Origin of the sequence: Bacillus sp. 179-C3.3 HS (assembly GCF_047229225.1) — a bacterium.
GTDB lineage: Bacteria > Bacillota > Bacilli > Bacillales > Bacillaceae > Bacillus.
In genome coordinates, this window is record NZ_JBFEFT010000004.1 from 67,918 (window position 1) to 93,680 (window position 25,763).

The 25,763-nt window shown below is 41.7% G+C and carries 26 protein-coding genes; 21 read left to right on the forward strand and 5 right to left on the reverse strand.

Annotated features, from left to right (window positions below):
- The first annotated feature begins 68 nt into the window (after window positions 1-68).
- The 5 genes from nadB (at window position 69) to AB1K80_RS04375 (ending at window position 5,725) form a co-directional block, all read left to right on the forward strand.
- Window positions 69-1,658, forward strand: coding sequence for an L-aspartate oxidase (nadB, locus tag AB1K80_RS04355; protein ID WP_412855399.1), 1,590 nt, complete (start codon window positions 69-71; stop codon window positions 1,656-1,658).
- Window positions 1,640-2,503, forward strand: coding sequence for a carboxylating nicotinate-nucleotide diphosphorylase (gene nadC / locus AB1K80_RS04360; RefSeq protein WP_412855400.1), 864 nt, complete (start codon window positions 1,640-1,642; stop codon window positions 2,501-2,503). Before nadB ends, nadC begins: the two co-directional genes overlap by 19 nt.
- Window positions 2,490-3,599, forward strand: coding sequence for a quinolinate synthase NadA (gene nadA / locus AB1K80_RS04365; RefSeq protein ID WP_412855401.1), 1,110 nt, complete (start codon window positions 2,490-2,492; stop codon window positions 3,597-3,599). Before nadC ends, nadA begins: the two co-directional genes overlap by 14 nt.
- A gap of 131 nt (window positions 3,600-3,730) precedes the next feature.
- A complete protein-coding gene (gene safA, locus AB1K80_RS04370) occupies window positions 3,731-4,930 on the forward strand; it encodes a SafA/ExsA family spore coat assembly protein (protein WP_412855402.1) in 1,200 nt (399 codons plus the stop codon).
- Window positions 4,931-5,062: 132 nt separating this feature from the next.
- Window positions 5,063-5,725 carry a YhcN/YlaJ family sporulation lipoprotein gene (locus AB1K80_RS04375; protein ID WP_412855403.1) on the forward strand — a complete coding sequence of 221 codons (663 nt, stop codon included), beginning with the start codon at window positions 5,063-5,065 and terminating at the stop codon, window positions 5,723-5,725.
- A gap of 151 nt (window positions 5,726-5,876) precedes the next feature.
- Here the strand turns inward: AB1K80_RS04375 and AB1K80_RS04380 are convergent, their stop codons facing one another.
- Complete coding sequence (locus AB1K80_RS04380) at window positions 5,877-6,029, reverse strand: hypothetical protein (protein WP_412855404.1); 153 nt, start codon at window positions 6,027-6,029, stop codon at window positions 5,877-5,879.
- Window positions 6,030-6,217: 188 nt separating this feature from the next.
- Between AB1K80_RS04380 and AB1K80_RS04385 the strand changes: the two genes are divergently transcribed.
- Entirely contained in the window at window positions 6,218-6,403 is a 186-nt protein-coding gene (locus AB1K80_RS04385) for a hypothetical protein (protein ID WP_412855405.1), read from the forward strand.
- A gap of 36 nt (window positions 6,404-6,439) precedes the next feature.
- On the opposite strand, the gene AB1K80_RS04390 is transcribed toward AB1K80_RS04385, so the two are convergent.
- A complete protein-coding gene (locus AB1K80_RS04390) occupies window positions 6,440-7,084 on the reverse strand; it encodes a protein kinase family protein (RefSeq protein ID WP_412855406.1) in 645 nt (214 codons plus the stop codon).
- Window positions 7,085-7,344: 260 nt separating this feature from the next.
- On the opposite strand from AB1K80_RS04390, the gene AB1K80_RS04395 reads away from it, so the two are divergent.
- The 7 genes from AB1K80_RS04395 to yajC all read left to right on the forward strand — a co-directional run bounded on the left by AB1K80_RS04395 (window position 7,345) and on the right by yajC (window position 12,336).
- Window positions 7,345-7,818, forward strand: a complete 474-nt coding sequence (locus AB1K80_RS04395) for a BofC C-terminal domain-containing protein (RefSeq protein WP_412855501.1) — start codon at window positions 7,345-7,347, stop codon at window positions 7,816-7,818.
- Window positions 7,819-7,967: 149 nt separating this feature from the next.
- Window positions 7,968-8,573, forward strand: a complete 606-nt coding sequence (gene ruvA, locus AB1K80_RS04400; protein ID WP_412855407.1) for a Holliday junction branch migration protein RuvA — start codon at window positions 7,968-7,970, stop codon at window positions 8,571-8,573.
- A gap of 11 nt (window positions 8,574-8,584) precedes the next feature.
- Complete coding sequence (gene ruvB / locus AB1K80_RS04405; RefSeq protein WP_412855408.1) at window positions 8,585-9,589, forward strand: Holliday junction branch migration DNA helicase RuvB; 1,005 nt, start codon at window positions 8,585-8,587, stop codon at window positions 9,587-9,589.
- Entirely contained in the window at window positions 9,582-9,782 is a 201-nt protein-coding gene (locus AB1K80_RS04410; RefSeq protein WP_412855409.1) for a DUF2905 domain-containing protein, read from the forward strand. The genes ruvB and AB1K80_RS04410 overlap by 8 nt, the downstream gene beginning before the upstream one ends.
- A 34-nt stretch (window positions 9,783-9,816) precedes the next feature.
- A complete protein-coding gene (queA, locus tag AB1K80_RS04415) occupies window positions 9,817-10,845 on the forward strand; it encodes a tRNA preQ1(34) S-adenosylmethionine ribosyltransferase-isomerase QueA (protein ID WP_412855410.1) in 1,029 nt (342 codons plus the stop codon).
- A gap of 31 nt (window positions 10,846-10,876) precedes the next feature.
- Window positions 10,877-12,022: a tRNA guanosine(34) transglycosylase Tgt gene (gene tgt / locus AB1K80_RS04420; protein WP_412855411.1), complete on the forward strand. Its 1,146-nt coding sequence runs from the start codon at window positions 10,877-10,879 to the stop codon at window positions 12,020-12,022.
- 47 nt (window positions 12,023-12,069) lie between these two features.
- Complete coding sequence (yajC, locus tag AB1K80_RS04425; RefSeq protein WP_412855412.1) at window positions 12,070-12,336, forward strand: preprotein translocase subunit YajC; 267 nt, start codon at window positions 12,070-12,072, stop codon at window positions 12,334-12,336.
- 49 nt (window positions 12,337-12,385) lie between these two features.
- On the opposite strand, the gene AB1K80_RS04430 is transcribed toward yajC, so the two are convergent.
- Window positions 12,386-12,763, reverse strand: coding sequence for a TIGR04086 family membrane protein (locus tag AB1K80_RS04430; protein ID WP_412855413.1), 378 nt, complete (start codon window positions 12,761-12,763; stop codon window positions 12,386-12,388).
- Between the two features lie 167 nt (window positions 12,764-12,930).
- On the opposite strand from AB1K80_RS04430, the gene AB1K80_RS04435 reads away from it, so the two are divergent.
- Complete coding sequence (locus AB1K80_RS04435; protein WP_412855414.1) at window positions 12,931-13,593, forward strand: DUF421 domain-containing protein; 663 nt, start codon at window positions 12,931-12,933, stop codon at window positions 13,591-13,593.
- A 1-nt stretch (window position 13,594) separates the two neighbouring features.
- Here AB1K80_RS04435 and spoVB read toward each other — a convergent pair whose 3' ends face one another.
- Window positions 13,595-15,145 carry a stage V sporulation protein B gene (gene spoVB, locus AB1K80_RS04440; protein ID WP_412855415.1) on the reverse strand — a complete coding sequence of 517 codons (1,551 nt, stop codon included), beginning with the start codon at window positions 15,143-15,145 and terminating at the stop codon, window positions 13,595-13,597.
- A gap of 116 nt (window positions 15,146-15,261) precedes the next feature.
- Between spoVB and AB1K80_RS04445 the strand changes: the two genes are divergently transcribed.
- The 7 genes from AB1K80_RS04445 (at window position 15,262) to dtd (ending at window position 24,068) form a co-directional block, all read left to right on the forward strand.
- Entirely contained in the window at window positions 15,262-15,558 is a 297-nt protein-coding gene (locus AB1K80_RS04445; RefSeq protein WP_412855416.1) for a post-transcriptional regulator, read from the forward strand.
- Between the two features lie 41 nt (window positions 15,559-15,599).
- Entirely contained in the window at window positions 15,600-17,828 is a 2,229-nt protein-coding gene (secDF, locus tag AB1K80_RS04450) for a protein translocase subunit SecDF (protein WP_412855417.1), read from the forward strand.
- 119 nt (window positions 17,829-17,947) lie between these two features.
- Entirely contained in the window at window positions 17,948-18,325 is a 378-nt protein-coding gene (locus tag AB1K80_RS04455; RefSeq protein ID WP_412855418.1) for a LapA family protein, read from the forward strand.
- A 60-nt stretch (window positions 18,326-18,385) separates the two neighbouring features.
- The gene (recJ, locus tag AB1K80_RS04460) at window positions 18,386-20,719 is read left to right on the forward strand and encodes a single-stranded-DNA-specific exonuclease RecJ (protein ID WP_412855419.1); all 2,334 of its coding nucleotides are present in this window, start codon (window positions 18,386-18,388) and stop codon (window positions 20,717-20,719) included.
- A 23-nt stretch (window positions 20,720-20,742) separates the two neighbouring features.
- Window positions 20,743-21,255: an adenine phosphoribosyltransferase gene (locus AB1K80_RS04465; RefSeq protein ID WP_412855420.1), complete on the forward strand. Its 513-nt coding sequence runs from the start codon at window positions 20,743-20,745 to the stop codon at window positions 21,253-21,255.
- Between the two features lie 140 nt (window positions 21,256-21,395).
- Window positions 21,396-23,606, forward strand: a complete 2,211-nt coding sequence (locus tag AB1K80_RS04470; protein WP_412855421.1) for a RelA/SpoT family protein — start codon at window positions 21,396-21,398, stop codon at window positions 23,604-23,606.
- Window positions 23,607-23,624: 18 nt separating this feature from the next.
- The gene (gene dtd / locus AB1K80_RS04475; protein WP_412855422.1) at window positions 23,625-24,068 is read left to right on the forward strand and encodes a D-aminoacyl-tRNA deacylase; all 444 of its coding nucleotides are present in this window, start codon (window positions 23,625-23,627) and stop codon (window positions 24,066-24,068) included.
- 93 nt (window positions 24,069-24,161) lie between these two features.
- On the opposite strand, the gene AB1K80_RS04480 is transcribed toward dtd, so the two are convergent.
- Window positions 24,162-25,736 (reverse strand): SH3 domain-containing protein, encoded by a 1,575-nt coding sequence (locus AB1K80_RS04480; RefSeq protein WP_412855423.1) that lies wholly within the window; start codon window positions 25,734-25,736, stop codon window positions 24,162-24,164.
- Window positions 25,737-25,763: the final 27 nt, after the last annotated feature.

Sequence of the window (25,763 nt, forward strand, 5' to 3'; positions counted from 1 at the left end):
CCTGTCTGAAAAATTTTTCTTGTCATGATTGTAATATTGTGTAATGATATGTGTCAAGACAGGTGTAAATGACAGGAGGGACGAATGTGTCATCAATCAAAAAAGTCATTGTGGTCGGATCTGGTATTGCTGCACTATCTTTTGCGAAAACCATCTCTGACAACTGTCAAGTCATCATGATGACAAAAAATAAATTGACTTCGAGTAATTCAGTACTGGCGCAAGGAGGAATCGCTGCTGCTTTTTCAGCCCGAGATTCCATTGAACAGCATGTGTACGACACACTCATTGCTGGTTGTGATCACAATGACAACAGAACTGTACGAGAGATGTTGCAATTGGGAAAAGAGCTTGTCTACCAGCTAATAGAAGAAGGGTGTCCATTTGATTGTGATGATTGGGGAAGACCACATTTAGGGAAAGAAGGAGCCCATGTAACTGAACGAATTCTACATGCAGGTGGAGATCAAACGGGCCAAATTCTTGTCCAATTTCTAAAAAGCCAACTTGGCTCGCATATTCAACTATATGAACATCATCATGTCATCGATCTCATGGTTCAGGATCAAACATGTAGAGGGGTCGTGTATAAAGATCAGAATGGGCAGGTACATACAATGACCGCGGATGCAGTCGTCTTATCAACCGGTGGCTGTGGAGATTTATATGAAACCAATACGAACGATTCATCCGTTACTGGGGACGGTTTGATGATGGCTTACAGAGCTGGCGCACAATTAGTAGATCTCGAATTTGTTCAATTTCATCCCACGCTATTAACCATTGGTGGAAAAGCAATGGGCCTCATTTCAGAAGCAGTGAGAGGAGAAGGGGCGTACTTAGAAGATGAGACAGGCAGACGCATCATGACAGGCGTTCATCCGTTAGAGGATTTAGCCCCGCGAGATATTGTCAGTCGCGTCATGTTTCATGAACAGCAGCTCGGTCATTCCATTTTTCTAAATATTAAAAACGTGCCTCATTTCTCAACTCGTTTTCCTTCTATTAGCGCGAGGTGTCACCAAGCAGGGATCGATGTGGAAAACAACCGGCTACCCGTATCACCTGGTATGCATTTTTTAATGGGGGGAATAAAGGTCAATGTACATGGAGAGACAAACGTTGAATCATTGTTTGCCATTGGTGAAGCCGCTTGTACAGGGCTACATGGTGCCAATCGGCTAGCGAGTAACTCTTTATTGGAAGGTCTTGTTTTAGGCTACAATGCGGCGCAGAGGGTGAATCTTATGGAAAAACAGCATGAAGTATCACCATCACTGCCTTTACAAGAAGTGTGGGCTGTTCCTCGCCTATCAGAGTCGAAACTAAGACGATGGATGACAACTGATGCTGCTATCGTCAGAGATGACAAAGGCTTACAGACATTACTCAAACAATTAGAAAGCGTCTCTATTCAGTTTATAAATGTGAAAGATATCACAAAAAGGCAGATTGAATTAAGTAATCGCTGGTCATTAGCGATCTGTATGACGAAGTCAGCACTGAAGCGTACAGAAAGCAGAGGGGGGCATTATCGAAAGGATTATCCAAATAGAGATGATGCCTTTTGGCGAGGAAAACAGATTGTGCATGAGAAAGGCTGCATGCAAGTGATCAAAAATGAAAGGATCGGTGCCAATTGGAACGTTTACAGCTGAAACAAATGCTCACCTATTTTTTGAAAGAAGATATCGGCTATGGAGATGTGTCAGCAGATGCCATTTTTGTGCATGAGAAAGGATCTGCTACCATCATTGCGAAACAATCAGGCGTATTGGCTGGATCACAGGTGATTGAAATGGGTTACCACCTATTGAATGAACAAATAGAGATAGAGCTATTTTTCCGTGATGGGGACTGGATCCAATCAGGAGAAAAGTTGGCTCGATTGTCAGGACCAGTGAATGATTTGTTAAAAGGAGAACGGGTCATCCTTAATATTTTACAACGGATGTCAGGCATCGCGACCTTAACGAATGAAGCCGTGAAAAGACTAGCTGATCCGTCCATCACCATTTGTGATACGAGAAAAACCACGCCTGGCTTGAGAATGTTAGAGAAATATGCCGTTCGGGTAGGTGGCGGAAAGAATCACCGGTTTGGTTTATCAGATGGTGTCATGATGAAAGATAACCATATTGCTGCATGTGGTTCCATTCGGGAAGCGGTAAAAAAGGCTCGTGCCTATGTGGGGCATATGGTCAAAATCGAAGTGGAAATTGAAACAGAAGAACAGCTCAAGGAAGCCATTGAAGCAAAAGCGGATGTCATTATGTTTGATAACTGTACCCCTGATGAGGTCAAGCGTTTTAGACAAATGACCCCTGACACGATCTTGACTGAGGCATCAGGTGGAATCACGTTAGACACATTGCCGAATTATCGACATACAGGTGTAGATCTGATTTCTCTTGGCTTTCTTACACACTCTGCACCGTCATTTGATTTTAGTATGAATATGGAATGGAGCCGAAAAGGGGGAAATGGATATGTCCATGCTTGACTTATTAGCAAAGCAACATGCATCCATGATGCCAGAAGAATATAAACATCGCTCTTATGATGAAATGAAGCAGCGTGTGTTAGAGATAAAGCGAGCATTTGGGTCAAGGTTATTTATACCGGGACATCATTATCAAAAGGATGAAGTGATTCAGTTTGCGGATGCAACAGGAGATTCCTTGCAGCTTGCACAAATAGCGGCAGATAATCAGGAGGCAGAATACATTGTGTTTTGTGGTGTTCACTTTATGGCGGAAACGGCAGATATGCTCTCTGGAAAGAATCAACATGTACTCCTCCCAGATATGAGAGCGGGTTGTTCCATGGCAGACATGGCCAATATGAAACAGACAGATATAGCATGGGAACAATTGACGCATTTATTTGGTGAGACAATCGTACCACTCACGTATGTCAATTCAACAGCTGATATTAAAGCGTTTGTTGGCAAACATGGGGGAGCAACCGTCACCTCTTCAAATGCAAAAAAAGTATTGGAATGGGCTTTCACACAAAAAGACAGGATCTTGTTTCTTCCTGATCAGCATTTAGGACGTAATACCGCTTTTGAATTAGGAATCCCGTTAGAACAAATGGCTGTGTGGGATCAAATAGAAGAGAAGCTTATCACCGATCAGCCGATTGATGACATCAAGGTAATCTTATGGAAAGGTCACTGTTCGGTTCATGAGAAATTCACCGTCAAAAATATAGAAGAAATCAGAAAGAGAGACCGTGACATTCAAATTCTTGTTCATCCTGAATGCACTCATGAGGTAGTCAGGGCATCAGATTTAGCAGGGTCCACTAAATTTATTATCGATACCATCAACCAAGCACCTGCTAAAAGCAAGTGGGCAATCGGAACAGAAATGAATTTAGTCAAACGACTGATAGATGGGCATCCAGACAAACACATTGAATCCCTGAATCCAGATATGTGCCCATGCTTGACCATGAACCGCATTGATTTACCTCACTTACTTTGGTCATTAGAAAGCATTGAGAAGGGTGAGCCAGTCGGTTTCATTAAAGTCGATGAAGACACGAGGAAAGACGCACTACTTGCATTAAATAAAATGCTGACCATCAAATGATGACCCATTCCCTCCTAGCAGAAACCAAGTTTTTATCATATCACCTTGTCAATATGCATAAATTTAAGTTGAAACATATTGTACTTCTGACATAACCGCTACGTTCACGTTTTGCATAGGAGGGGAAAACGTTGAAAATTCATATTGTGCAAAAAGGAGACTCCCTTTGGAAAATATCGAAGAAATACGGGGTCGACTTTCAAGAATTGAAAAAACTAAATTCGCAACTGAGTAATCCAGATTTAATCATGCCCGGCATGAAAATCAAAATTCCATCAAGCGGTGTACCTGTGAAAACAGAGCATCAGAAAGAAAAACAAATGGCAAAGCCGAAAGAACATCCGTATGCAAAAGAAAAGCCAAAGGATGTCGTGCAAGTACAAGATACGAAACCTAAGGAAAAGCCGAATGAGCCTGTACCCTATGTCCCACCAGTCCCTAAGATCGAACAGCCAGTTTTCCCGCAAGTCGATGTGAACTATTATCAGACCAATCTCTACCAACCATTCACACCACCTCCCAAAAAAGAACATCAAGAGAAAAAAGAACATGTTCTTGAAAAGAAAGACCATGTCCATCATGAGAAAAAAGATCACAAAGACCATGTCCATCATGAACACAAGGATCATCTGAAAGATGAGATGGCGAAGGGGTATGACCCGTTTATTCATATCCCGCATCAAAAAGAGGAGGGAAAAGATATGGAACACGAAAACTACCCAAATCTCCCTAACTTTCCACAAATGCCGAATGTAGGTGGTGCGGCAGTCGGGGGGATGGCTGAAAATAAAGAACATCATCCGCATCACCATGCAGAGGCGTATGATCCGTACTATGGGTATGGTCCTTACATGCCGATGATGTATCCACAGCAACTGGTGCCTATATCTCCTATTTTACCTGGCTCAGGCCTTTGTTATCCGATGCAACCGTATTATCACCATCATATGATGCCATATCCTTATCCTGCACAGCCGGTTTATCCAACAGCACCAGCTTATTACGGTGAAAATCCTATGCACCATGCCAATGACGCGCATCACTGGCACCATATGCATCCAAATGCGAACGCAAATGCCAATGTAAATGCCAATGTGAACGCATATGCCAATGCAAACCAAGGCTTTTATCCAAACGTTTCAAATGAAGCATATGGAAAGGAAGATTGCGGGTGTGATGATGGCATGAAGCATCATCAGCAGGCATGGCCTGGACAATTTCCGAGCCCTGTCCCTTATGGACAAATGGGAGCCTTTCCGGCACAGCCTTACATGCAGCCATATCCACAACAATCGGTGTTCGCAAGACCAGAAGAAAATGAAGAAGAATAATGACAAAAGGGACGATCTCATCGTTCCTTTTTTTGTTTATAAATAACAGCTTGTTTTTCCCCTATATTGTACATGCTATAAGAGAGCCTGTTTCGCGCTCATGAGATTGAATTCGTACAGGGGGTTTTTCGTTTGAGACAAAAATGGCAAAAAGTGTTCGTATTATTGCTTCTACCCGTTGGATTAACGGCTTGTGGTGCAAATGACAATGCGGGTGTAAATACACGTTATAATCAATCAGGTCAGCCGGTTGGTTATCATTCAAATCAACAGGCGACAGACAACAATAATCAAGACCATCAAGGCCCTGTTTCGGAGCTAATGGATGGAATGGATGGGAACAACAGAAACAACAGAAACAACGGAAACAACGGAAACAACGGAAACAACGACATAACAAATGTGTCTGATCGTAATGGAGATCAAGGCAGAATGCCACTTGCTGGTGGAGATGGACGTTATAGTCATGGAGATATGAATTATCATGATCAAATGGCGTTCACTGGTTATGACAAACAAGAGAACGTGCAGCGATCACGCAAAATTGCAAACCGTGTGAATAAAATGAACCATGTGACAGACTCACAGGTCATGGTGACTGATGAGAATGTGTATATCGCCATTAAATCAGATGGGCGTTTTACATCCGAGGGAAGATCACAATTAGAAGAAGCTGTGAAGCGTTATGCAGATGGACGAGCAGTCCAAGTGTTTGAAGACGAGGGAGCATTTACACGTTTTCGAGATATGAGAAAAACACAATTTGAAACAGGTCAAACTGGCATGACCCGATAGTTGATGAAAGGGCTAAAGTGAAGGAAAACTTTAGCCCTTTCTTTGATTAAAATATGACGGATATCCTCCATATAATTAAACCGATTCCTATTAGTAAAGCAATGCACCTTTCATTTCGAATCGACCAACCTTTCTCATTTATGGCTGCCAATTACAAAACTCCTGAAATCACCTTTCTTAAAAGATAGAAAACAGTTCTTAGTGCTACAAAAAAGAGGTCTACAATGGGGATAAAAGCATCTGTGATAAAATACAACATGGATTGATTTTTTTTAGGTGATCTACGTTCTTTCTTTTGATTCATGAAGAAACACTCCTTTCCATCAATATAACGAATGACGATAAGAGAAAGATTCCTTTTGAGTGAATTTAAACAAAATTTAAACTTCTCGGTTTAAAAGAAAAGAAGGAGGGGAAACGATTTAAATAGAGAATGAATGAGATGAGCTAATTGAATTCATTAGCGAACAAGTGAGAGTGGAAGGTGATCTTATGATGAAAGTATTTAAACTAACTTTTCATATGAACAATGGGGAAGTGCTGACGTTCGAGTTGAGACGTCCAGCGACCTACGATGTGTATAAAAAAATTGAAGATGCCAATCATTGGTTCAAGCTCAACAACGACATCATCAATTTATTGAACGTCAATAGCATTCATATCGAAACAGAAGATTAACATGAGAAAAGCCGCTTCCCACGAAGCGGCTTTTGGTTATGCAGAGAAATCATTTCGATTTTTTAACTGATCACGAGAAAGCCAGTTTTTTTTATACAAATATGCAATCACTTCAAGCCACAAACGGGGCGCTTTTTTTGGGAAATAAGGTTTTTGATAATAAGTGTAAGCGGCTTTTAAATCATCCCATTGATGACACATTTTTGATTGGGTAAAGCGAGCGACATCAATGACCCGGACACGGCCGTCTTTCGTTAAGATCAAATTGCGTAAATGAATATCTGATGGGTTTAACCCTTTATCACGTGCTTCTTCTAATGCTTCATCTACCTGTTCAATCATTTGCTTTTTAATTGGTATGCCTTTCGTCAGACACTCGTAAAATGTGTAGCCTTGAATATATTCCATTAAAATATACTGATCTCCAGACTCATAAATCTCTGGGTAGTATGTGGAGCCAGAAAGTTTTTCATATATGGCCGCCTCTTTGCGGGCAATTTTCTCAAAAGAAGGAAAAAAAACTTTTAACGCCATTTTTTGTCCATCTTTTTGATAAGTGAATACATAGGCACTTCTTCCTTTGCCGCATAGCTCAAGCTGGGCCGGTTTATAGGCAAGCTTATGATAACGTTTGTTTTCATGATACTGAATCGATTCGGCTAATTTCTTAACATCTGACATGGACTTCACCTTCTTTGGTATCAGTTTATGCGGCTAAAAAACGAATGATGAAAAAACAATCACATTCGGAAAAGTGATTCTTTGGTAACAAACATAACATTTACAAAAGAAGTATACAACGAATGACACTTGAAAATGCCACAACAGTGGATTTGGTTAATGTTTAGAAAAATGGGTCAAACTACATATGACATCCATCGATCTCATTTTCTGAAGAGGTGTAAACATTGAAGATAAAATGGTTCATTGTAGGACTCATCATGACGAGTGTGCTTTGTTTCGCACCAAATATGGAAGGGAAGGAACACTTGCAAAAGCAGTCAAGGACGATCACCGTTCAGCTAGAAAAAGTCTACCTAGATGGAGATGTGTCAATTGAAAGACACCAGTCATCAATCGAAAATAAACAAACATTTTGGGCGCAATATAAAGGCTGGACGTTGGTAGAGCAACGAGAGGATTTTGCCCTTTTTCGAAAGCAAATCGATGATATCTCTCCATTAAGTAAAGCGAATGGATTCATTGGATTATCAGAGGATGGGGTCATTTCTACGTTTCACGGGAGACCTGACGGCTGGGCGGAGCCTATTCATCTCTTTTTTCAAATTGATACGTCTCGTTTAGAAAGTCATGTCGAGGAGCAGCTTCAAAATGGCATTCCATTTCGAACAAAAGATGAACTAGAGCATGTGCTTGAGGTGATGAAGCCATATCGGAATCAAATCTCATTTTAGAACGTGTAAACAGCTTGTTGGTGTAAAAACCGCAGGCTGTTTTTCATGGACAAGTGGTAAAAATAGACTGAGCGAACGTATGTTAACTTTTATTGCAGTTTTCTCTTCGATTTATGTTACAATGGAGAACAGTCAAAGAGGTGAAAACGGTGATAGAGTTTGTGAAAGGGACCATTGATTATGTGTGTCCACAATATATTGTCATTGAAAACGGTGGAGTAGGATATCAAGTATTTACCCCAAACCCGTTTGTCTATCAAGTGAAAAAACAAGAAACCATTTATACGTACCATTACATAAAGGAAGATGCGTTTTCATTATATGGATTTTCAACGAGAGAAGAAAAAGCGCTCTTCACAAAACTGTTAAATGTCACAGGGATTGGGCCAAAGGGTGCATTAGCCATTCTTGCTTCTGGTGACCCTGGAGCGGTGATTTCTGCGATAGAACGTGAGGATGAAGCTTTCCTCATTAAGTTCCCAGGAGTTGGGAAGAAAACAGCGCGTCAAATCATACTTGATCTTAAAGGGAAACTTGCGGATGTCGTGCCAGAAATGGTCGGCAACTTATTTAACCATGAGGATCATATTCAAACCGAAACGGAACAAACCGCACTCGATGAAGCACTTGAAGCTTTAAGAGTTCTCGGATATGCCGATCGTGAGATTAAAAAGGTCCTTCCATTATTAAAAGATGAGAAGAATTTGACGACGGATCAATACGTCAAAATAGCTTTACAAAAAATGTTGAAATAGGGTGATGTCTCGTGGATGAACGGCTCGTCTCAACTGAAGCAGACAACCATGAATCAGCCATTGAGCAAAGTCTGCGGCCACAGATGCTTAGCCAATATATTGGTCAGCAAAAAGTAAAGGATAACCTCAGTGTGTTTATTGAGGCCGCCCGAATGAGGCAAGAAACATTAGATCACGTCCTATTATATGGACCACCTGGACTAGGGAAAACAACGCTTGCATCAATTATTGCAAACGAAATGAATGTGCAGCTGCGTACAACGTCAGGGCCTGCTATCGAGCGACCTGGAGATTTGGCGGCCATTTTAACATCTCTAGAGCCTGGTGATGTTCTTTTCATTGATGAAATCCACCGGTTGCAGCGTTCTATCGAAGAAGTGTTGTATCCAGCGATGGAGGACTTCTGTCTAGATATTGTCATTGGTAAAGGGGACACAGCACGATCTGTTCGTCTTGATTTACCGCCGTTTACACTAGTTGGTGCCACGACACGTGTTGGACTTTTAACCGCACCGCTTCGTGATAGGTTTGGGGTTCATGCCAGATTGGAATACTATGAACAAAGCGATTTGGCTCATATTGTGGCAAGAACAGCAGAACTGTTTGATATTGGAATTGATCTTCGTTCAGCGGAAGAGATTGCAAGACGTGCGCGCGGAACACCGAGGATAGCCAATCGATTGCTCAGAAGAGTGAGAGATTTTGCCCAAGTGCTTGGCAATCATGTGATCACACAAGACATTGCACAAGACGCACTTGAGCGCCTACAAGTCGACAGGCTCGGTTTAGACCATATCGATCACAAACTGCTATTAAGTATGATTGAAAAATTCAGAGGCGGTCCAGTTGGGCTTGATACGATATCTGCCACAATAGGAGAAGAATCACATACGATTGAAGATGTGTACGAACCGTATTTACTTCAAATTGGGTTCTTGCAAAGAACGCCAAGAGGACGGATTGTCACAAGAGAAGCGTATGAACATTTTCATTTGGAGGGTCCGATTCGTGACTGAATTTCCTAAAATATTGATGATTTTAGGTGGCGTGCTCTTTGCCGCAGGTCTTATCTTTCAATTGGTTGGTAAGCTTCCAGGAGATATATTTGTGAAAAAGGGAAATGTTACGTTCTTTTTTCCCGTCATTACTTGTATTGTGATAAGCATTGTTTTAACCATTCTATTGAATATCTTCGGACGGTTGAAATAACGTGAACTAGTTAACTACAGAATAGGTGAAGGAAATGAAGTTAGAACTATTTGATTTTGATTTACCAGAAAAATTGATAGCACAAGTCCCGCTTGAAAAACGAGATGCATCAAGACTGATGATATTAGATAAAGAGACTGGTGCGATCACACACGATACGTTTTCTCAGATTACAGATTATTTTCAGAAGGGTGATTGTCTCGTTTTAAACAATACACGTGTCCTCCCTGCACGTTTGTTTGGAGTAAAAGAAGAGACAGGAGCAAAGGTTGAACTTCTACTTCTGAAACAAGAAGAAGGAGACACATGGGAGACGCTCGTTAAACCAGCGAAACGGATGAAAAAAGGAACGGTCATTACGTTTGGTGATGGACGATTAAAAGCAGTGTGTACAGAGGAACTGGAACATGGCGGAAGGAAGGTCGAGTTTCAGTATACTGGTATTTTTTATGAAGTGCTTGAATCACTTGGAGAGATGCCGCTGCCTCCTTATATCAAAGAACAGCTTGATGATCGGGAGCGCTATCAAACTGTCTATTCGAAAGAAGTGGGCTCTGCTGCTGCACCTACTGCTGGTCTTCACTTCACAACCGCATTGCTTGAGGCGTTAAAAGCGAAGGGTGTTCATATTGCCTTTATTACGTTGCACGTGGGCCTTGGTACATTTCGACCTGTCAGTGCTGAACAAATTGAAGAGCATGAAATGCACGCAGAGTTTTACGAAATGAGCGAGGAAACCGCTGAAGAACTCAACCGCATTCGCGCAGCTGGTGGCCGAATTGTTTCGGTAGGGACGACTTCGACAAGGACTCTTGAAACGATCGCAAGTGAACACGACGGTAAGTTCAAAGCATCAAGCGGCTGGACGTCTATCTTTATTTATCCTGGTTACACGTTTAAAGCCATTGATGGAATGATCACGAATTTCCATTTGCCGAAATCCTCCCTTATCATGCTCGTTAGCGCACTAGCCGGACGAGAGCACGTGCTTCATGCATACAATGAGGCCGTAAAAGAGGAATACAGATTCTTCAGCTTTGGCGATGCCATGCTGATTCAATAACATCAACCAACATAGACAGGAGGGCTCATTTTTGTCGCAATTACCGATACGTTATGAGTTCATTAAATCATGCAAACAAACAGGTGCACGCCTTGGCCGTGTTCATACACCGCACGGCTCTTTTGAAACACCTGTATTTATGCCTGTAGGGACACTGGCTACAGTGAAAACAATGGCGCCTGAAGAGCTAAAAGCGATGGAAGCAGGCATTATCTTAAGTAATACGTACCACCTGTGGCTCCGTCCGGGACATGACATTATCAAAGAAGCAGGCGGTCTTCACAAATTCATGAACTGGGATCGAGCGATTCTGACTGATTCAGGCGGATTCCAAGTGTTTTCTCTTAGTGAATTTAGAAAGATTGAAGAAGAGGGCGTTCACTTCCATAATCATTTGAACGGGGATAAGCTGTTTCTTTCACCTGAAAAGGCAATGGAGATACAAAATGCGCTCGGATCTGATATCATGATGGCGTTTGACGAATGTCCTCCATATCCTGCAGAGTACGATTACATGAAGCGGTCTGTTGAGCGGACAAGCAGATGGGCAGAACGCTGTTTAACAGCACATCAGCGCCCAGAAGACCAAGGACTGTTTGGGATTGTTCAAGGAGGAGAGTATGAGGAACTTCGTAAACAAAGTGCAAAGGACCTCATCTCACTAGATTTCCCTGGATATGCAATCGGTGGATTATCCGTTGGGGAACCAAAGGATGTCATGAACCGTGTGCTAGAATTCACCACCCCATTATTGCCGGCAGATAAGCCAAGATACTTAATGGGAGTTGGATCACCAGATTCATTAATTGACGGGGCGATCCGTGGTGTAGATATGTTTGATTGTGTCCTTCCAACAAGAATTGCAAGGAACGGAACGTTAATGACAAGTGAAGGACGTCTTGTCGTCAAGAATGCAAAATATGAGCGTGATTTCAGACCAATTGATGAAAATTGTGACTGTTACACATGTAAAAATTACACACGCGCATATATTAGACATTTAATCCGCACAAACGAAACGTTCGGAATACGATTAACAACTTATCATAACCTTCATTTTCTGTTAAAATTAATGGAGCAAGTGAGAGAAGCTATCCGTGAGGATCGTTTAGGTGATTTCAAAGAAGAGTTTTTTGAGCGCTATGGTTTTAACAAACCGAATGCGAAAAACTTTTAACGCATAAACGAAAGGCTTTACAATCCATTAGAAAGGGGTGAGATAGAATGGATGGTAGTTTAGGTTCAATCCTGATGATTGTTGTCATGTTTGCTGTGCTTTACTTCTTGTTAATACGTCCACAGCAAAAGCAACAAAAAGCTGTGCGTGAAATGCAACAATCATTATCAAAAGGCGATAAAATCGTGACAATCGGTGGTTTACATGGTGAAATCGACTCAATTGATGAATCAAAAGTGGTCATCAAAACAAGCGAAAACAACCGTTTAACTTTTGACCGTCGTGCTATTAGAGAATTAGCTGATAAAGGCTAATCCTTCAATACATAGCCATAAAAAAAGAGCGATGTAAACCGCTCTTTTTTTATTTGCCTCGAAGATTGACACCGATCATTCCGCCCAGCATACAAATGCCTAAAAAGGCGGCATGATAGATGAATTGTTCCGGTGAGAAGGTTTCCCCAAACCCTAAATATTGGAACAAAAAGACAGTGAGTGAAAAAATAAATGACGTCATGGCACCAATGAGCCAGCCCCGTTCTCGTGCTTTTCCTCCCGAAATGATTCCCCCTAAAAACAGGGCAACAAAGGACAATATCATGATGAACCATTGAAACGATGATTCCTGCATGTTTGTAAAGGTAAGCATGAGGGATACAAGTAAGCTTGTGATAATCATGACGACAAAAATGGCAATCAAGCCGGATAATATGCCTTTTCCAATTTGTTTTGTTTCCTGCATGTGATTCGTCTCCTCTCCAATTAGACCGAAGCTTGTCTTTTACTAAAATGTATTCACTTGAAAGGGAAAATAGACATGTTTCTCTTCATAAAAACAGCGGCTTTCTTTTCTACATAAATAAAGGGTTTTGACACAAGCTATGGTGGAAGAAGGAGGAGGCAAATCACATGCAGGACATCTTAATCATCTCAATGAGAACGATCATTTTATATTTTCTCATTTGGTTTATCTTTCGCTTAATGGGCAAAAGGGAGATTGGTGAACTAAGTATTTTAGATCTTGTTATTTTTATGATGATCGCTGAAATTGCGGTGCTCGCCATTGAGGAAGTAGAGGATCATATGCTACATACAGTATGGCCGATCCTGCTATTAACCATCATCCAAATCACACTTGCTTACCTCTCTTTAAAATTTCAAGGTATTCGTCGTTTTCTGGACGGCAAACCGACGCTCATCATCATTAACGGAAAAATTGATGAGGGGGCAATGCGAAAGCAGCGGTATAACTTTGACGATTTGCTCATTCAATTACGAGAAAATAATATAGATAGCATTCAGGATGTCTCCTATGCGATATTAGAACCATCAGGCAAGCTCGCCGTAGTAGAAAAAGAAAACAAACGCACACATGCGGCACTTGAATTGCCATTGATTGCGGATGGTGTCGTGCAACATGACCATCTTCAACAAATTAATCGACATGAACAATGGCTAAAAGATGAGCTTGCCAAAAGAGGATATCACGAGCTTGATCAAATCTCCTATTGTAGCTTTGATCAAAAGACCTTTTACATTGATATGAAAGATGAGGTTATAAAAAAAAGATGAGCTACAGCCACTTTCCAACAAGCGGGATACGGCGTAGCTCTTCTTGTTTAATCAGACCAAGACAGATTAATAGAACAACATATAACAGGCATGTCACCACAATGTGTAATACAAGCTCTGCAGGTGCAGCAAAGAAGCCGCTCACTTCGTGCTTCATCCATAAACTAACAGCACCAGTGCTTAATATAACAAGAATGCAGATGCCATATTCTTTTATCGGTAAGTGGATCGGAAGGACTTTTCCAACAGTTGCCGCATGAAGCAATGTGACAAGGACGATACCAATTAATATCGCTAGTGCCGCACCCATAATGCCAAAGCTTGGCTGAGACGCAAGGGCGAAAATCATTCCTGTTTTCACAACGGCGCCTATTAAACTATTGGTCATCGCTGCACCTGCTAAATTCAATGCTTGAAGGACTGCTTGAAGTGGTCCCTGAAAATAGTAAAGAAGAAAAAACGGTGCCATAAACTTTACATAAATGGCTGCGTGTGATGAACCATACATCAATAACGTTAAGTTCTCCGCATAAACAAACAGAATGACGCATGAAATACCTCCGCTTAGTAAACAAAGGCGCATCGCCTGCTTTAGCCGGTATTCCACTGTTTTCCGTTTGTTTTGTTCCATCCCTTCACTGATCGCTGGGACGAGAGCTGTTGAAAGAGAATAAGTAATAAAGCTAGGAAGGGTCAAAAGGGTAAGAGCAAGGCCTGTCAATTCCCCGTATTGTCTCGTTGCTTCAACAGCCGCATAACCTGCAATGGCAAGGCTCTGCGCCACGACAATGGGTTCTAAAAACCATGAAATATTCCCGATGAACCGGCTACCTGTTGTCGGCAAGGCAATTTTCATCAACTGATGAAATGTATCCTTCCCATGATGAATCGCTTGGAAAAATCGTTTACGAATCCGAATGGTCTTTTTATGACGAAAGGCGATCAATAGGTAAGCAAGTGAGATCATTTCGCCAATGACGGATGAAATCATTGCACCAGCTGCCGCATACTCGATCCCATATGGAAGAAATGCCGTTGTGCAGATCGCCACAAGTGAGATTCTAGCGACCTGTTCCAGTACTTGTGACATCGCAAGAGGACTCATCTGTTGTCGTCCTTGGAAATAACCTCTCAACACACTAGAAATGGCGATGATCGGTACAACTGGCGTAATGGCAAGCAGTGGATACACCGTTCTAGCGTCTGTCAGCATATGTTGCGCCATATATGGCGCAAATAATAAAAAGAGTGGTGTGAAAATAAGGCTGAGCGTTCCTGTTATCGCTAGTGACATGACGAGGATTCGTTTCGTTTTCTGCTTATCACCACGCGCTTCTGCTTCTGCCACTAGTTTGCTGATGGCGACAGGTAATCCGAATTGAGTGAGTGTCACAGCAAGGAAAAAGGTAGGTGCAGCCATCATGTAAAGTCCGACCCCTTCTTCGCCAATGAACCTCGCAATGACAATTCGGTTCACAAAACCTAAAATTCGTGTGATAAAACCGGCTAAAATTAAAATAATCGTTCCTTTTAAAAACGTTTGCTTCGTCAAATCACAGATCACCTACCTTCTCAAACGACATAGAATCATATACAATAAGATATGCGTGTATATCGTCCAAGCATGACAAGTCTCTCGATAAAAAACTGAAAAGGGGGCGCGACACTTTGGAACAACATCCGGCGACAATTTACAAAGACCATTTAAAGCCTTTTCTGTTCAGTAAACTTGAAGAATTCATCATTTTGGGATATAAAGATGTAGATTTAGAGGAATTATGGTCATACTTAGAGAATAAGAAATGGAAGAAAAAACAAGAGTATCCAATTCATGAAATGGTGACAGATATTTTATCGGTAAAAATTGGCGAATTTATGAACTATGCAACTGTTCAATCGTTTAAAACGTCTGCTTATTTGGACAGTGAAGATGGCCAGAATATGCTAGATGAACTGCTCAAATAAGCCATCTTAATGGATTCAGGTGTTTAAGGAGGAAATACATAATGAAAAAAGGACGCATACTTGCGTTTTTCTTAGTGGTTCTGTTAATCGGAACTGGTGTGGGCTATTTAACAAAGCCTGTTGCGAATAATATTACGCTAGGACTTGATCTACAAGGTGGATTTGAAGTTCTATATGATGTACACTCGGTAGAAAAAGATGACAAGATTACAAATGGTGTTCTTGTCAGTACAGTAGAGGCATTAAACCGAAGAGCGAACGTGCTCGGTGTAAGTGAGCCCAATATTTCGATTGAGGGGAACAACCGAATCCGTGTTCAGCTTGCGGGAGTAAAAGACCAAAACAGGGCGAGGGAAATCCTTTCAACGGAAGCGCAGCTCTCTTTTAGAGACACAAATGACAAAGAGCTTTTGAACGGTACAGACCTTGTTGAAAATGGTGCAAAGCAAACATTCAACCAAACAAACGAACCGATTGTCACAGTAAAGCTCAAAGATGCGAAAAAATTTGGTAATGTGACAAGACAAGTAGCGGGCATGGCTCCGAATAACCAACTTGTCATTTGGCTCGATTTTAACAAAGGAGATTCCTTTAAAAAAGAAGTCGCAAAGCCGAATCCTAAGTACGTGTCAGCACCAAATGTCAATCAAGAGATTAACAGCAGTGACGTGCAAATTGAAGGAAGCTTTACGATTCAAGAGGCCAAAGACCTTGCAAGCATTTTAAATGCGGGGGCATTACCAGTTAAATTAACTGAAAAATATTCAACGTCTGTCAGTGCACAATTTGGTGAACAGGCACTGAATGAAACCGTGTTTGCAGGGATTGTAGGTATTGCCATTATCTTCTTATTCATGCTGTTTTATTACAGATTACCTGGTGTCATTGCGGTTATCACGCTCTCAGCATACATCTATATTACGTTGCAGGTGTTTGAGTGGATGGGTGCGGTGATGACACTGCCTGGTATTGCGGCACTTATTCTCGGTGTTGGGATGGCTGTCGACGCCAATATTATCACGTATGAGCGGATCAAAGAAGAACTCAAGCTCGGTAAATCTGTCCGTTCTGCATTTAGATCAGGGAACCGCAGATCATTTGCGACCATCTTTGATGCGAACTTAACAAGTATTATTGCAGGGGGCGTTCTCTTCTTCTTCGGGACAAGCTCTGTCAAAGGATTTGCAACGATGCTGATCCTCTCAATTTTAACAAGCTTTATCACAGCTGTATTCTTATCAAGATTCCTACTTGGACTTCTTGTTGAAAGTCGTTCTCTTGACCGCAAAAAAGGCTGGTTTGGTGTTCGTAAAAAAGACATCATGAATATTCATGAAACGACAGAAGTCACCGAACCTAAAACACCATTTGATAAATGGGATTTTGTGAGCAAACGGAAAGGGTTTATGATTTTCTCAGTGGCAGTGACCATTGCTGGAATCATCGTGCTTTCTATTTTCAAGCTCAATGCAGGCATTGACTTTGCAAGTGGAACAAGGATTGATATCCAAAGCGATCAAAAGCTGACAACAGAGCAAGTAGAGCAAGACTTTAAGAAGCTAGGACTTGAGGCAGACAGTGTTGTCTTATCTGGTCAAAAGGAAAATCAAGCAGCCGCTCGATTTGTCGGTGTCCCGAATAAAGAAAAAATCGCTGAAGTGAAGGATTACTTCAAAGATAAATATGGCACTGAGCCTAACGTAAGTACAGTTTCTCCGACTGTTGGAAAGGAACTGGCTCGTAATGCAATATATGCTCTCATCATTGCTTCAATCGGAATTGTATTGTATGTATCTGTCCGATTTGAATATAAAATGGCGATTGCGACCATTATCTCTCTCTTATACGACGCATTCTTTATTGTGGCTATCTTTAGTGTGACGCGTCTAGAGATTGATGTGACTTTCATTGCAGCGGTACTTACGATCGTCGGATACTCGATCAATGACACGATTGTGACATTCGATAGGGTCCGTGAACAAATGAAAAAACGTAAACCGAAAACGTTTGAAGACCTCTCGTATATTGTGAACTTAAGCTTACAGCAAACCTTTACGAGATCTGTCAACACAGTGCTTACCGTACTAGTTGTCGTGGTAGCATTGCTCATTTTCGGTTCTGCATCCATTACAAACTTCTCCATCGCCTTACTTGTCGGATTATTAACAGGGGTATACTCTTCCCTTTATATTGCGGCGCAAATTTGGCTGATGTGGAAAGGCCGTGAACTGAAAAAGCCGGCTAAAGTAGACGTAGAACAAGATATTTAATCAGAAAGACTGCCATACGTGGCAGTCTTTTTTTATTTACACAAGCGAATAGGGGATGATTTGTTTAGAAAGGATACGAATGAGGGAACAATAATAGAAAAAGATTGGGGGACATGTAGATGAATAAACAACAATGGACCATTATATTCGCATTTATTTTTGTCTTAATTGTTTCAGTGTTTGCCGTCATCAATGTAAGGCCTGTACAAGTAGATTATTTATTTGGAACGGCGGAGTGGCCGCTGATTCTGGTCATTATTGGCTCTGTACTAATGGGTGGACTGATTGTCGCTTTTGCAGGGATCTTCCAAATCGTGAAGCTCAAGCGAGAACTAAAAGTATTAAAGGCGGAGCGTGCAGCCGCTACACCTGCACCTGCTTCTTATGCTAAAAAGCCCTACAAAGCGATAGAAAAGAAATCAAACGTCACACCGCTAAATGACCCATCAGTGCTTTCGAAACAGAAGGGAAAATCAACTTCCAGCAAAAAATCATAAAATAAAATTTGAAACCCCTCGATCCACTCTAGTATAATAGTGTGGTTGAGGGGTGAATGTATGTTATTATCCAAAATGCGCTGGGAATATGAACATCCAAGCGATGAAAAAGTAAAATCACTCTCTGAAAATCTGAATATTTCAATGCTGACTGCATCGCTTCTTGTCAAAAGAGGGCTCGAGGAAGTAGAGGAAGCGAGGTCTTTTTTATTTGATCAAAAAACGGAGGTCTATGACCCGTTCTTATTAAAAGGCATGAAAGAAGCAGTAGAGCGCATCAACAAAGCGATCGAACAGCAGGAATCGATTGTGATCTTCGGAGACTATGATGCGGATGGTGTGACAAGTACGTCTGTACTTTTACATACATTAAAAGAACGATCTGCAAAAGTAGATTTTTATATTCCCGATCGATTTAAGGAAGGCTATGGGCCTAACGAACAGGCTTTTCGATATATAAAGGAGCAAGGGGCATCGCTTGTCATCACTGTTGATACGGGGATTGCTGCTGTTAATGAAGCTCGTATTGCAAAAGAAATTGGGCTAGACCTGATTATCACAGATCACCACGAACCAAGTGAGGAGCTACCTGAAGCTCTTGCCATCGTGCATCCTAAACAACCGGGCTGCCACTATCCGTTTAAAGAACTAGCCGGTGTTGGTGTGGCTTTTAAGCTAGCGCATGCTTTGCTTGATGAGCTACCTGTTCAGCTTTTAGATTTAGTAGCGATTGGTACAATTGCGGATCTTGTTCCGCTTCATGATGAAAATAGATGGCTCGCCAAAAAAGGACTCAAACAGCTTCGACAGTCGAACAGACTGGGATTAAAAGCCTTAATGAAAGAAGTTGGTGCTTCTCTGGAAGAAGCAGATGAGGATACAATTGGTTTTCAAATTGCGCCTAGACTGAATGCAGTAGGACGAATTGAACAAGCAGACCCAGCGGTACATCTTTTAATGACAGAAGATCAAGACGAAGCAGAGGAACTCGCTCAATTTGTACAAGAAATAAACAAAGAACGGCAAAAAATTGTCAGTACCATCACTGAAGAAGCCATCAAAATGGTTGAAGCAGATGACGATGACCAGTCTGCAATTGTTGTCGCCAAGGCTGGATGGAATCCTGGTGTTGTAGGGATTGTTGCCTCTAAATTGACGGATACATTTTCTCGTCCGGCGATTGTGCTTGGGATAGATGAAGAAACGCAAATGGCGAAAGGTTCGGCACGTAGTATACCTGGATTTGATCTCTTTTTCCATTTGAGTAAATGCCGTGATATTCTTCCGCATTTCGGCGGACATCCGATGGCTGCAGGCATGACACTTCAGGCGCAAGATGTTCCTTTACTTCGGGAGCGATTGAATCAATTTGCGAATGAAACGCTGACAGAAGAAGACTTTATTCCGATTCAACGAATTGATGCGGTGTGTAAAGTCGAGGAAATTACGGTTGAAGCGATTGAAGAAGTGGGCTTATTGTCTCCATTTGGTATGAACAACCCCAAGCCGTTTATTATGATTGAAGACGCCAAGCTGGAAGATATCCGAACCATTGGTGCGAACAATCATCATATTAAGATGTCGCTAAAAGACGAAGAAGCGCTACTTGACTGTGTTGGTTTCCATCAAGGTTTTTTAAAGGAGGAAATTGTTCCGGGGAGCCATCTGTCTGTTATTGGTGAAATTTCCATCAATGAATGGAACAACCGGAAGAAACCTCAGCTCATGTTAAAAGATGCACGAGTGGACGAATGGCAATTATTTGATTTGCGAGGGAAAAAAGAGTGGACAAAGAGCATATCCGCGCTCAATCCGGAACAATGTCTTGTCATCTACTTTGATGAAGAAACAAGAGAGGATGTTCAGCAACTCAATCTGCCAATGCACCATGTGAATAGCAACAATGTGTCAACGGTGGATATAAACGATAAGTATGTGATCTTTGCTGATGTACCTACGGATACACACATCTTCAAATTGCTTTTAGAAAATCAAAAACCAGCGAGAATCTACACGGTGTTCCAAAGGAAAGAAGATCACTTTATGTCTTCATTCCCTTCCAGAGACCAATTCAAATGGTTTTATGGTTTCTTATTAAAGCGAGGAGATTTCCCGTTAAAAGAACAAGGAATGGCACTTGCAAAACATAGAGGTTGGACAAAAGATACAATCATTTTTATGACAAAGGTGTTTTTTGAACTCGGTTTTGTTAAAATAGAGGATGGTGTGTTGTCTATAGTACGTGATGCCCCTAAAAATGATTTAACGGCATCACCGTCTTATACAGCAAAACAACGATTGATGGAACTCGATCAAACATTAACTTATTCCTCAGCCAAAGAGCTGAAGGAATGGCTGAATAGCATGATGAGCGAAGTCTCACCTGTGCTTTGACGTACGAGGAGGAAAAGGAAAAGATGGATTTAAAACAATATGTGACAGTTGTACCTGACTACCCAAAAGAAGGTGTACAATTTAAAGATATTACAACTTTAATGGATAAAGGCGAAGTGTACCGTTATGCAACGGATCAGATCGTTGAATACGCGAAAGAAAGAGATATTGATCTGATCGTCGGACCTGAAGCACGTGGTTTCATCATTGGCTGCCCGGTGGCATATGCACTTGGTGTCGGTTTTGCACCAGTTCGTAAAGAAGGAAAGCTTCCTCGTGATGTCATTAAAGTTGATTACGGCTTAGAATACGGGAAAGATGTATTAACGATTCACAAAGATGCGATTCTTCCTGGTCAGCGTGTACTGATTACAGATGATCTGCTTGCAACTGGTGGAACCATTGAAGCGTCTATCAAGCTTGTAGAGGAATTGGGCGGCGTTGTAGCAGGGATTGCATTCTTAATTGAGTTGACATATCTGGATGGCAGAAAGAAGCTTGACGGTTATGACATCTTGACGTTAATGCAATACTAATGGCGTTTTTCGAAAAAAGCACTCGGTAAGAAGGGTGCTTTTTTCCTATCAAAAATCTTTTAGCGGACTTCTTCTCTTTACAACGATCGATTTTTTCTTGATAATAAACTACAATACAGTTTTCATTAAAAGGTGATTCCATGGCGAACGAACAAGTTTTAACGGCGCAGCAGGTCATTGATAAAGCAAGAGAATACCTGTCCGCTGAACATATTCAATTTATAGAGCGAGCATATGATTATGCTGAAAATGCACACAAGGAGCAATACCGTAAATCAGGTGAGCCCTACATTATCCATCCCATTCAAGTGGCGGGAATTCTTGTTGATCTTGAAATGGACCCATCAACGATAGCAGGTGGATTCCTGCATGATGTGGTCGAGGACACAGATGTGACCTTAGAAGATTTAAAAGAGCACTTTAGCGAAGAAGTGGCGATGCTTGTTGATGGTGTGACGAAGCTTGGGAAAATTAAATATAAGTCACATGAAGAACAACAGGCTGAAAACCATAGAAAAATGTTCGTGGCAATGGCACAGGACATTCGCGTCATTTTAATCAAGCTGGCAGACCGACTTCACAACATGAGAACACTCAAACATCTTCCGCAGGAAAAACAGCGTAGAATCTCCAATGAAACGCTTGAAATTTTTGCGCCACTCGCGCACAGATTAGGGATTTCAAAAATTAAGTGGGAGCTTGAAGATACAGCGCTCCGCTATTTAAATCCACAGCAATATTACCGAATTGTCAATCTCATGAAACGTAAGAGAGCCGAACGTGAAGAATATTTGGACGAGGTCGTCAGTGAAGTCAAGGACCGCGTGTCTGAAGTGAATATCAAAGCCGAGTTTTCCGGTAGACCGAAGCATATTTATAGCATTTATCGGAAGATGGCGCTGCAAAATAAGCAATTTAATGAAATCTATGATTTGCTGGCTGTTCGTATTTTAGTCGATAGCATCAAAGACTGTTATGCCGTTCTTGGTATTATCCATACGTGCTGGAAGCCGATGCCAGGTAGATTCAAGGATTATATTGCGATGCCGAAGCCGAACATGTATCAGTCACTACATACGACTGTCATTGGACCAAAGGGCGATCCGCTCGAAGTCCAAATCCGTACGTTTGAAATGCATGACATTGCAGAATACGGGATTGCGGCACACTGGGCATACAAAGAAGGCAAGGAATCAGCGGAACCAACAGAAGAAGCTGTTTTCCAGAAGAAGCTTTCTTGGTTTAGAGAAATCCTTGAGTTCCAAAATGAATCGACAGATGCGGAAGAGTTTATGGAATCATTAAAGATCGACCTCTTCTCAGACATGGTCTTCGTCTTTACGCCAAAAGGCGACGTCATTGAATTGCCATCTGGTTCTGTCCCAATTGACTTCTCTTATCGTATCCATTCCGAAATAGGGAATAAAACGATAGGCGCTAAGGTCAATGGCAAGATGGTGACGCTCGATCATAAGCTGAAAACGGGTGACATTATAGAAATTCTGACATCTAAGCATAGTTATGGACCTAGTCAGGATTGGGTAAAGCTTGCCCAAACGTCTCAAGCGAAGAACAAGATTAGACAGTTCTTCAAAAAACAGCGACGGGAAGAAAATGTCGAAAAAGGCCGAGAACTCATTGAGAAAGAGATTAAAAACCTTGAGTTTGATGTAAAAGACATTTTGACAACTGAAAACCTACAAAAAGTAGCTGATAAATTTAACTTCTCAAACGAAGAAGACATGTATGCGGCTGTTGGATATAACGGAATTACTGCCCTCCAAGTGGCCAATCGATTAACTGAAAAAGAACGAAAACAAAGAGATCAGGAAGAACAAGAGAAAACCGTTCAAGAAGTGACGGTAGAGCCAAAGCCATATCGCGGTAAAAAACGCGAAGCGGGTGTTAGGGTAAAAGGGATTGATAACCTGCTTGTTCGTTTATCTAAATGCTGTAATCCAGTTCCTGGAGATAGCATTGTTGGTTTTATTACAAAAGGTAGAGGTGTATCAGTTCACCGTGAAGACTGTCCGAATGTGAAAACAGGAGAAGCGCAAGAGCGTTTAATACCGGTAGAGTGGGAGCACGACCAACCTGCCCAAAACCGTAAAGAATACAACGTGGAAATTGAGATATTAGGATATGATAGACGCGGCTTACTGAATGAGGTATTACAAGCGGTCAATGAAACGAAAACAAACATTTCGTCTGTTTCTGGGAAATCTGATCGCAACAAAGTAGCAACGATCCATATGGCCATCTTTATCCAGAATATCAACCATTTGCACAAAGTAGTAGAACGGATCAAACAAATCAAAGACATCTATTCTGTTCGTCGATTCATGAATTAGAAAGGGAGTATATCGTCTATGAGGCTTGTTGTACAGCGTGTGACAAATGCATCTGTGAGAGTAGGAGATGAGATCACAGGTGCGATCAAAGAAGGGTATATGGTGCTCGTTGGCGTCACGCATGAGGATACGGAAGCGGATGTGATGTACTTAGCTGAAAAGCTCGCACACCTTCGCATTTTTGAAGATGAAAATGGGAAAATGAATCATTCCTTGCTTGATGTAAAAGGGAGCGTTTTGTCTGTGTCTCAATTTACCCTTTACGGTGATACGCGAAAAGGCAGACGACCGAATTTTATGAATGCCGCCAAACCTGATGTGGCGAATGCACTTTATGAACAATTCAATGAGACCCTTAGAGAAAAAGGAATCCATGTCGAAACTGGCCGTTTTGGTGCAATGATGGACGTGTCATTGACCAATTCAGGTCCTGTGACCATTTGGATGGATAGCAAAGAATAGATTTGTCTAGACTGTAGATAAACTCTTGTATGAGTTTGTTTAGAGTCTTTTTCTTTGACATAAAAAAAGAGGCGCTTAGGCCTCTTTTTTCAGTTACCGGAAATATTGTTTTAATCCTTCTGTCATCCCTTCAGTCACTCGCTCTTGATAGGCAGCGCTATAAATGATCGCTTCCTCTTGAGGATGGCTCAAATAGCCGAGTTCATATAAAAGGGCAGGGCGTTTATTTTCTCTTAAAACGAAATAATCCCCGAATGCTACACCCCTGTCAGGGATTTGTGAGCGTTTGGCGACTTCTTGATGAACCTTAGTCGCAAGGTTTTGGTCTTTTGATGCTTGATAATAATAGGCTGTGCTTCCTCTGACACTTGGATCTATAAAACTATCATAATGTAGACTAATGAATGCATCTGCATTTCGGTAATGAGATGTGGCAACCCTTGATTGTAGGCTGACAAATGTATCATCCGTTCTTGTTAAATAAACATTTGCACCAGAAGCCCTTAGTTTTCCTGCGAGTAAATTGGCGGTTTTGATCGTCATGCTTTTTTCAAATGCGCCATCTGCACCAATTGTGCCGCTATCTTTTCCGCCATGACCAGGATCAAGTACAATGTTTTTTCCTTTTAAAGTGCCTGTACCTGATGACGAATCTTGCTGTGGTCTAGGTGCCTCGCTACTATTTTTCCTTGTTTGAACGACCCAGTTTGCCACATAACCTGTTCCGCCGTTTGTGAGTGTTACTTCATACCAGTCACCTTGCGTGCGAACAATTTGATAAGCAGCACCCTTTGTGGCTCTTTCTGCAATTGGAGCAGAGGTAGAAGCGCTTTTTCTAATATTGGTGCCATCATAAACAATATACGCTTTTTGCTGTGAAGCTGAAGTGGCCGGACTTTCTCCACGCGTGGAACTTGATCCTTTACTAGTCACAATATAATAGCTTGCGACCCAGCCTTTGACACCTCTGGCCTCAATTTCATACCAACCATTTTGCTCTCGTAAAATGCTCACTTGGCTGTTGCGTGTTAGCGATGCCACTACTTGTGCATCTGGTGCCGCCGATTGTCGAACATTTAAGCTCGATACGCCTACAGTGCCTGTCTGCTTCATGCGAGAGGGCTCGGCTGCCTGTGATCCTTTTTGTCCACCTGAAATAAAATCAGAATGAACCCAGCCTTCTGCTTGCTGATACGAAATTTTTGTCCAAGTCCCGCTTGTCTCTAATTTTTTAGCTGACGCGCCTTGAGGGAAAGTCCCGATCACTCGATATGAAGTTCCAGGGCCAGTCCGAATACGAAGATCAGACGCTGTCGATGTGACCGATCCACTGACTGAACTGTTTTGAGTTTGTGTTTTTGGTTTTGCTGCCTTTTGTGCTTGAGATGATGTGGTGATCAACCAAGAGACAACCCAGCCCTTTTGTCCATTTGATAGTTGGATCTGAACCCAGTCCCCTTGTTCAGTGAGAATGGGATAGCTTTCCCCTCGTTTGACAACAGCTGCAATTCCGTAGCTTAAGCCAGGACCAGTTCTCACATTGATTTTATCTGTTGCGACGACAGCTTGATCTGTTTGAGCTGTAGCGCGATGAATCGGCCAAGTGCTGGCAATGAGAACAAAGCAGATGAGTAAAAGCATGATTCGATTGTATGTTTTTAGATTCAAAATGTTGTTTTCTCCTCCCTTGTCAAC

Excerpts from the sequence above, each read along its gene's own strand:
- nadB (WP_412855399.1), top strand. The coding sequence starts at position 69 with ATGACAGGAGGGACGAATGTGTCATCAATCAAAAAAGTCATTGTGGTC.
- nadA (WP_412855401.1), top strand. The coding sequence starts at position 2,490 with ATGTCCATGCTTGACTTATTAGCAAAGCAACATGCATCCATGATGCCA.
- AB1K80_RS04380 (WP_412855404.1), bottom strand. The coding sequence starts at position 6,029 with ATGAATCAAAAGAAAGAACGTAGATCACCTAAAAAAAATCAATCCATG.
- AB1K80_RS04385 (WP_412855405.1), top strand. The coding sequence starts at position 6,218 with ATGATGAAAGTATTTAAACTAACTTTTCATATGAACAATGGGGAAGTG.
- AB1K80_RS04390 (WP_412855406.1), bottom strand. The coding sequence starts at position 7,084 with ATGTCAGATGTTAAGAAATTAGCCGAATCGATTCAGTATCATGAAAAC.
- AB1K80_RS04395 (WP_412855501.1), top strand. The coding sequence starts at position 7,345 with ATGACGAGTGTGCTTTGTTTCGCACCAAATATGGAAGGGAAGGAACAC.
- queA (WP_412855410.1), top strand. The coding sequence starts at position 9,817 with ATGAAGTTAGAACTATTTGATTTTGATTTACCAGAAAAATTGATAGCA.
- yajC (WP_412855412.1), top strand. The coding sequence starts at position 12,070 with ATGGATGGTAGTTTAGGTTCAATCCTGATGATTGTTGTCATGTTTGCT.
- AB1K80_RS04430 (WP_412855413.1), bottom strand. The coding sequence starts at position 12,763 with ATGCAGGAAACAAAACAAATTGGAAAAGGCATATTATCCGGCTTGATT.
- AB1K80_RS04435 (WP_412855414.1), top strand. The coding sequence starts at position 12,931 with ATGCAGGACATCTTAATCATCTCAATGAGAACGATCATTTTATATTTT.
- secDF (WP_412855417.1), top strand. The coding sequence starts at position 15,600 with ATGAAAAAAGGACGCATACTTGCGTTTTTCTTAGTGGTTCTGTTAATC.
- AB1K80_RS04455 (WP_412855418.1), top strand. The coding sequence starts at position 17,948 with ATGAATAAACAACAATGGACCATTATATTCGCATTTATTTTTGTCTTA.
- recJ (WP_412855419.1), top strand. The coding sequence starts at position 18,386 with ATGTTATTATCCAAAATGCGCTGGGAATATGAACATCCAAGCGATGAA.
- AB1K80_RS04465 (WP_412855420.1), top strand. The coding sequence starts at position 20,743 with ATGGATTTAAAACAATATGTGACAGTTGTACCTGACTACCCAAAAGAA.
- AB1K80_RS04470 (WP_412855421.1), top strand. The coding sequence starts at position 21,396 with ATGGCGAACGAACAAGTTTTAACGGCGCAGCAGGTCATTGATAAAGCA.
- dtd (WP_412855422.1), top strand. The coding sequence starts at position 23,625 with ATGAGGCTTGTTGTACAGCGTGTGACAAATGCATCTGTGAGAGTAGGA.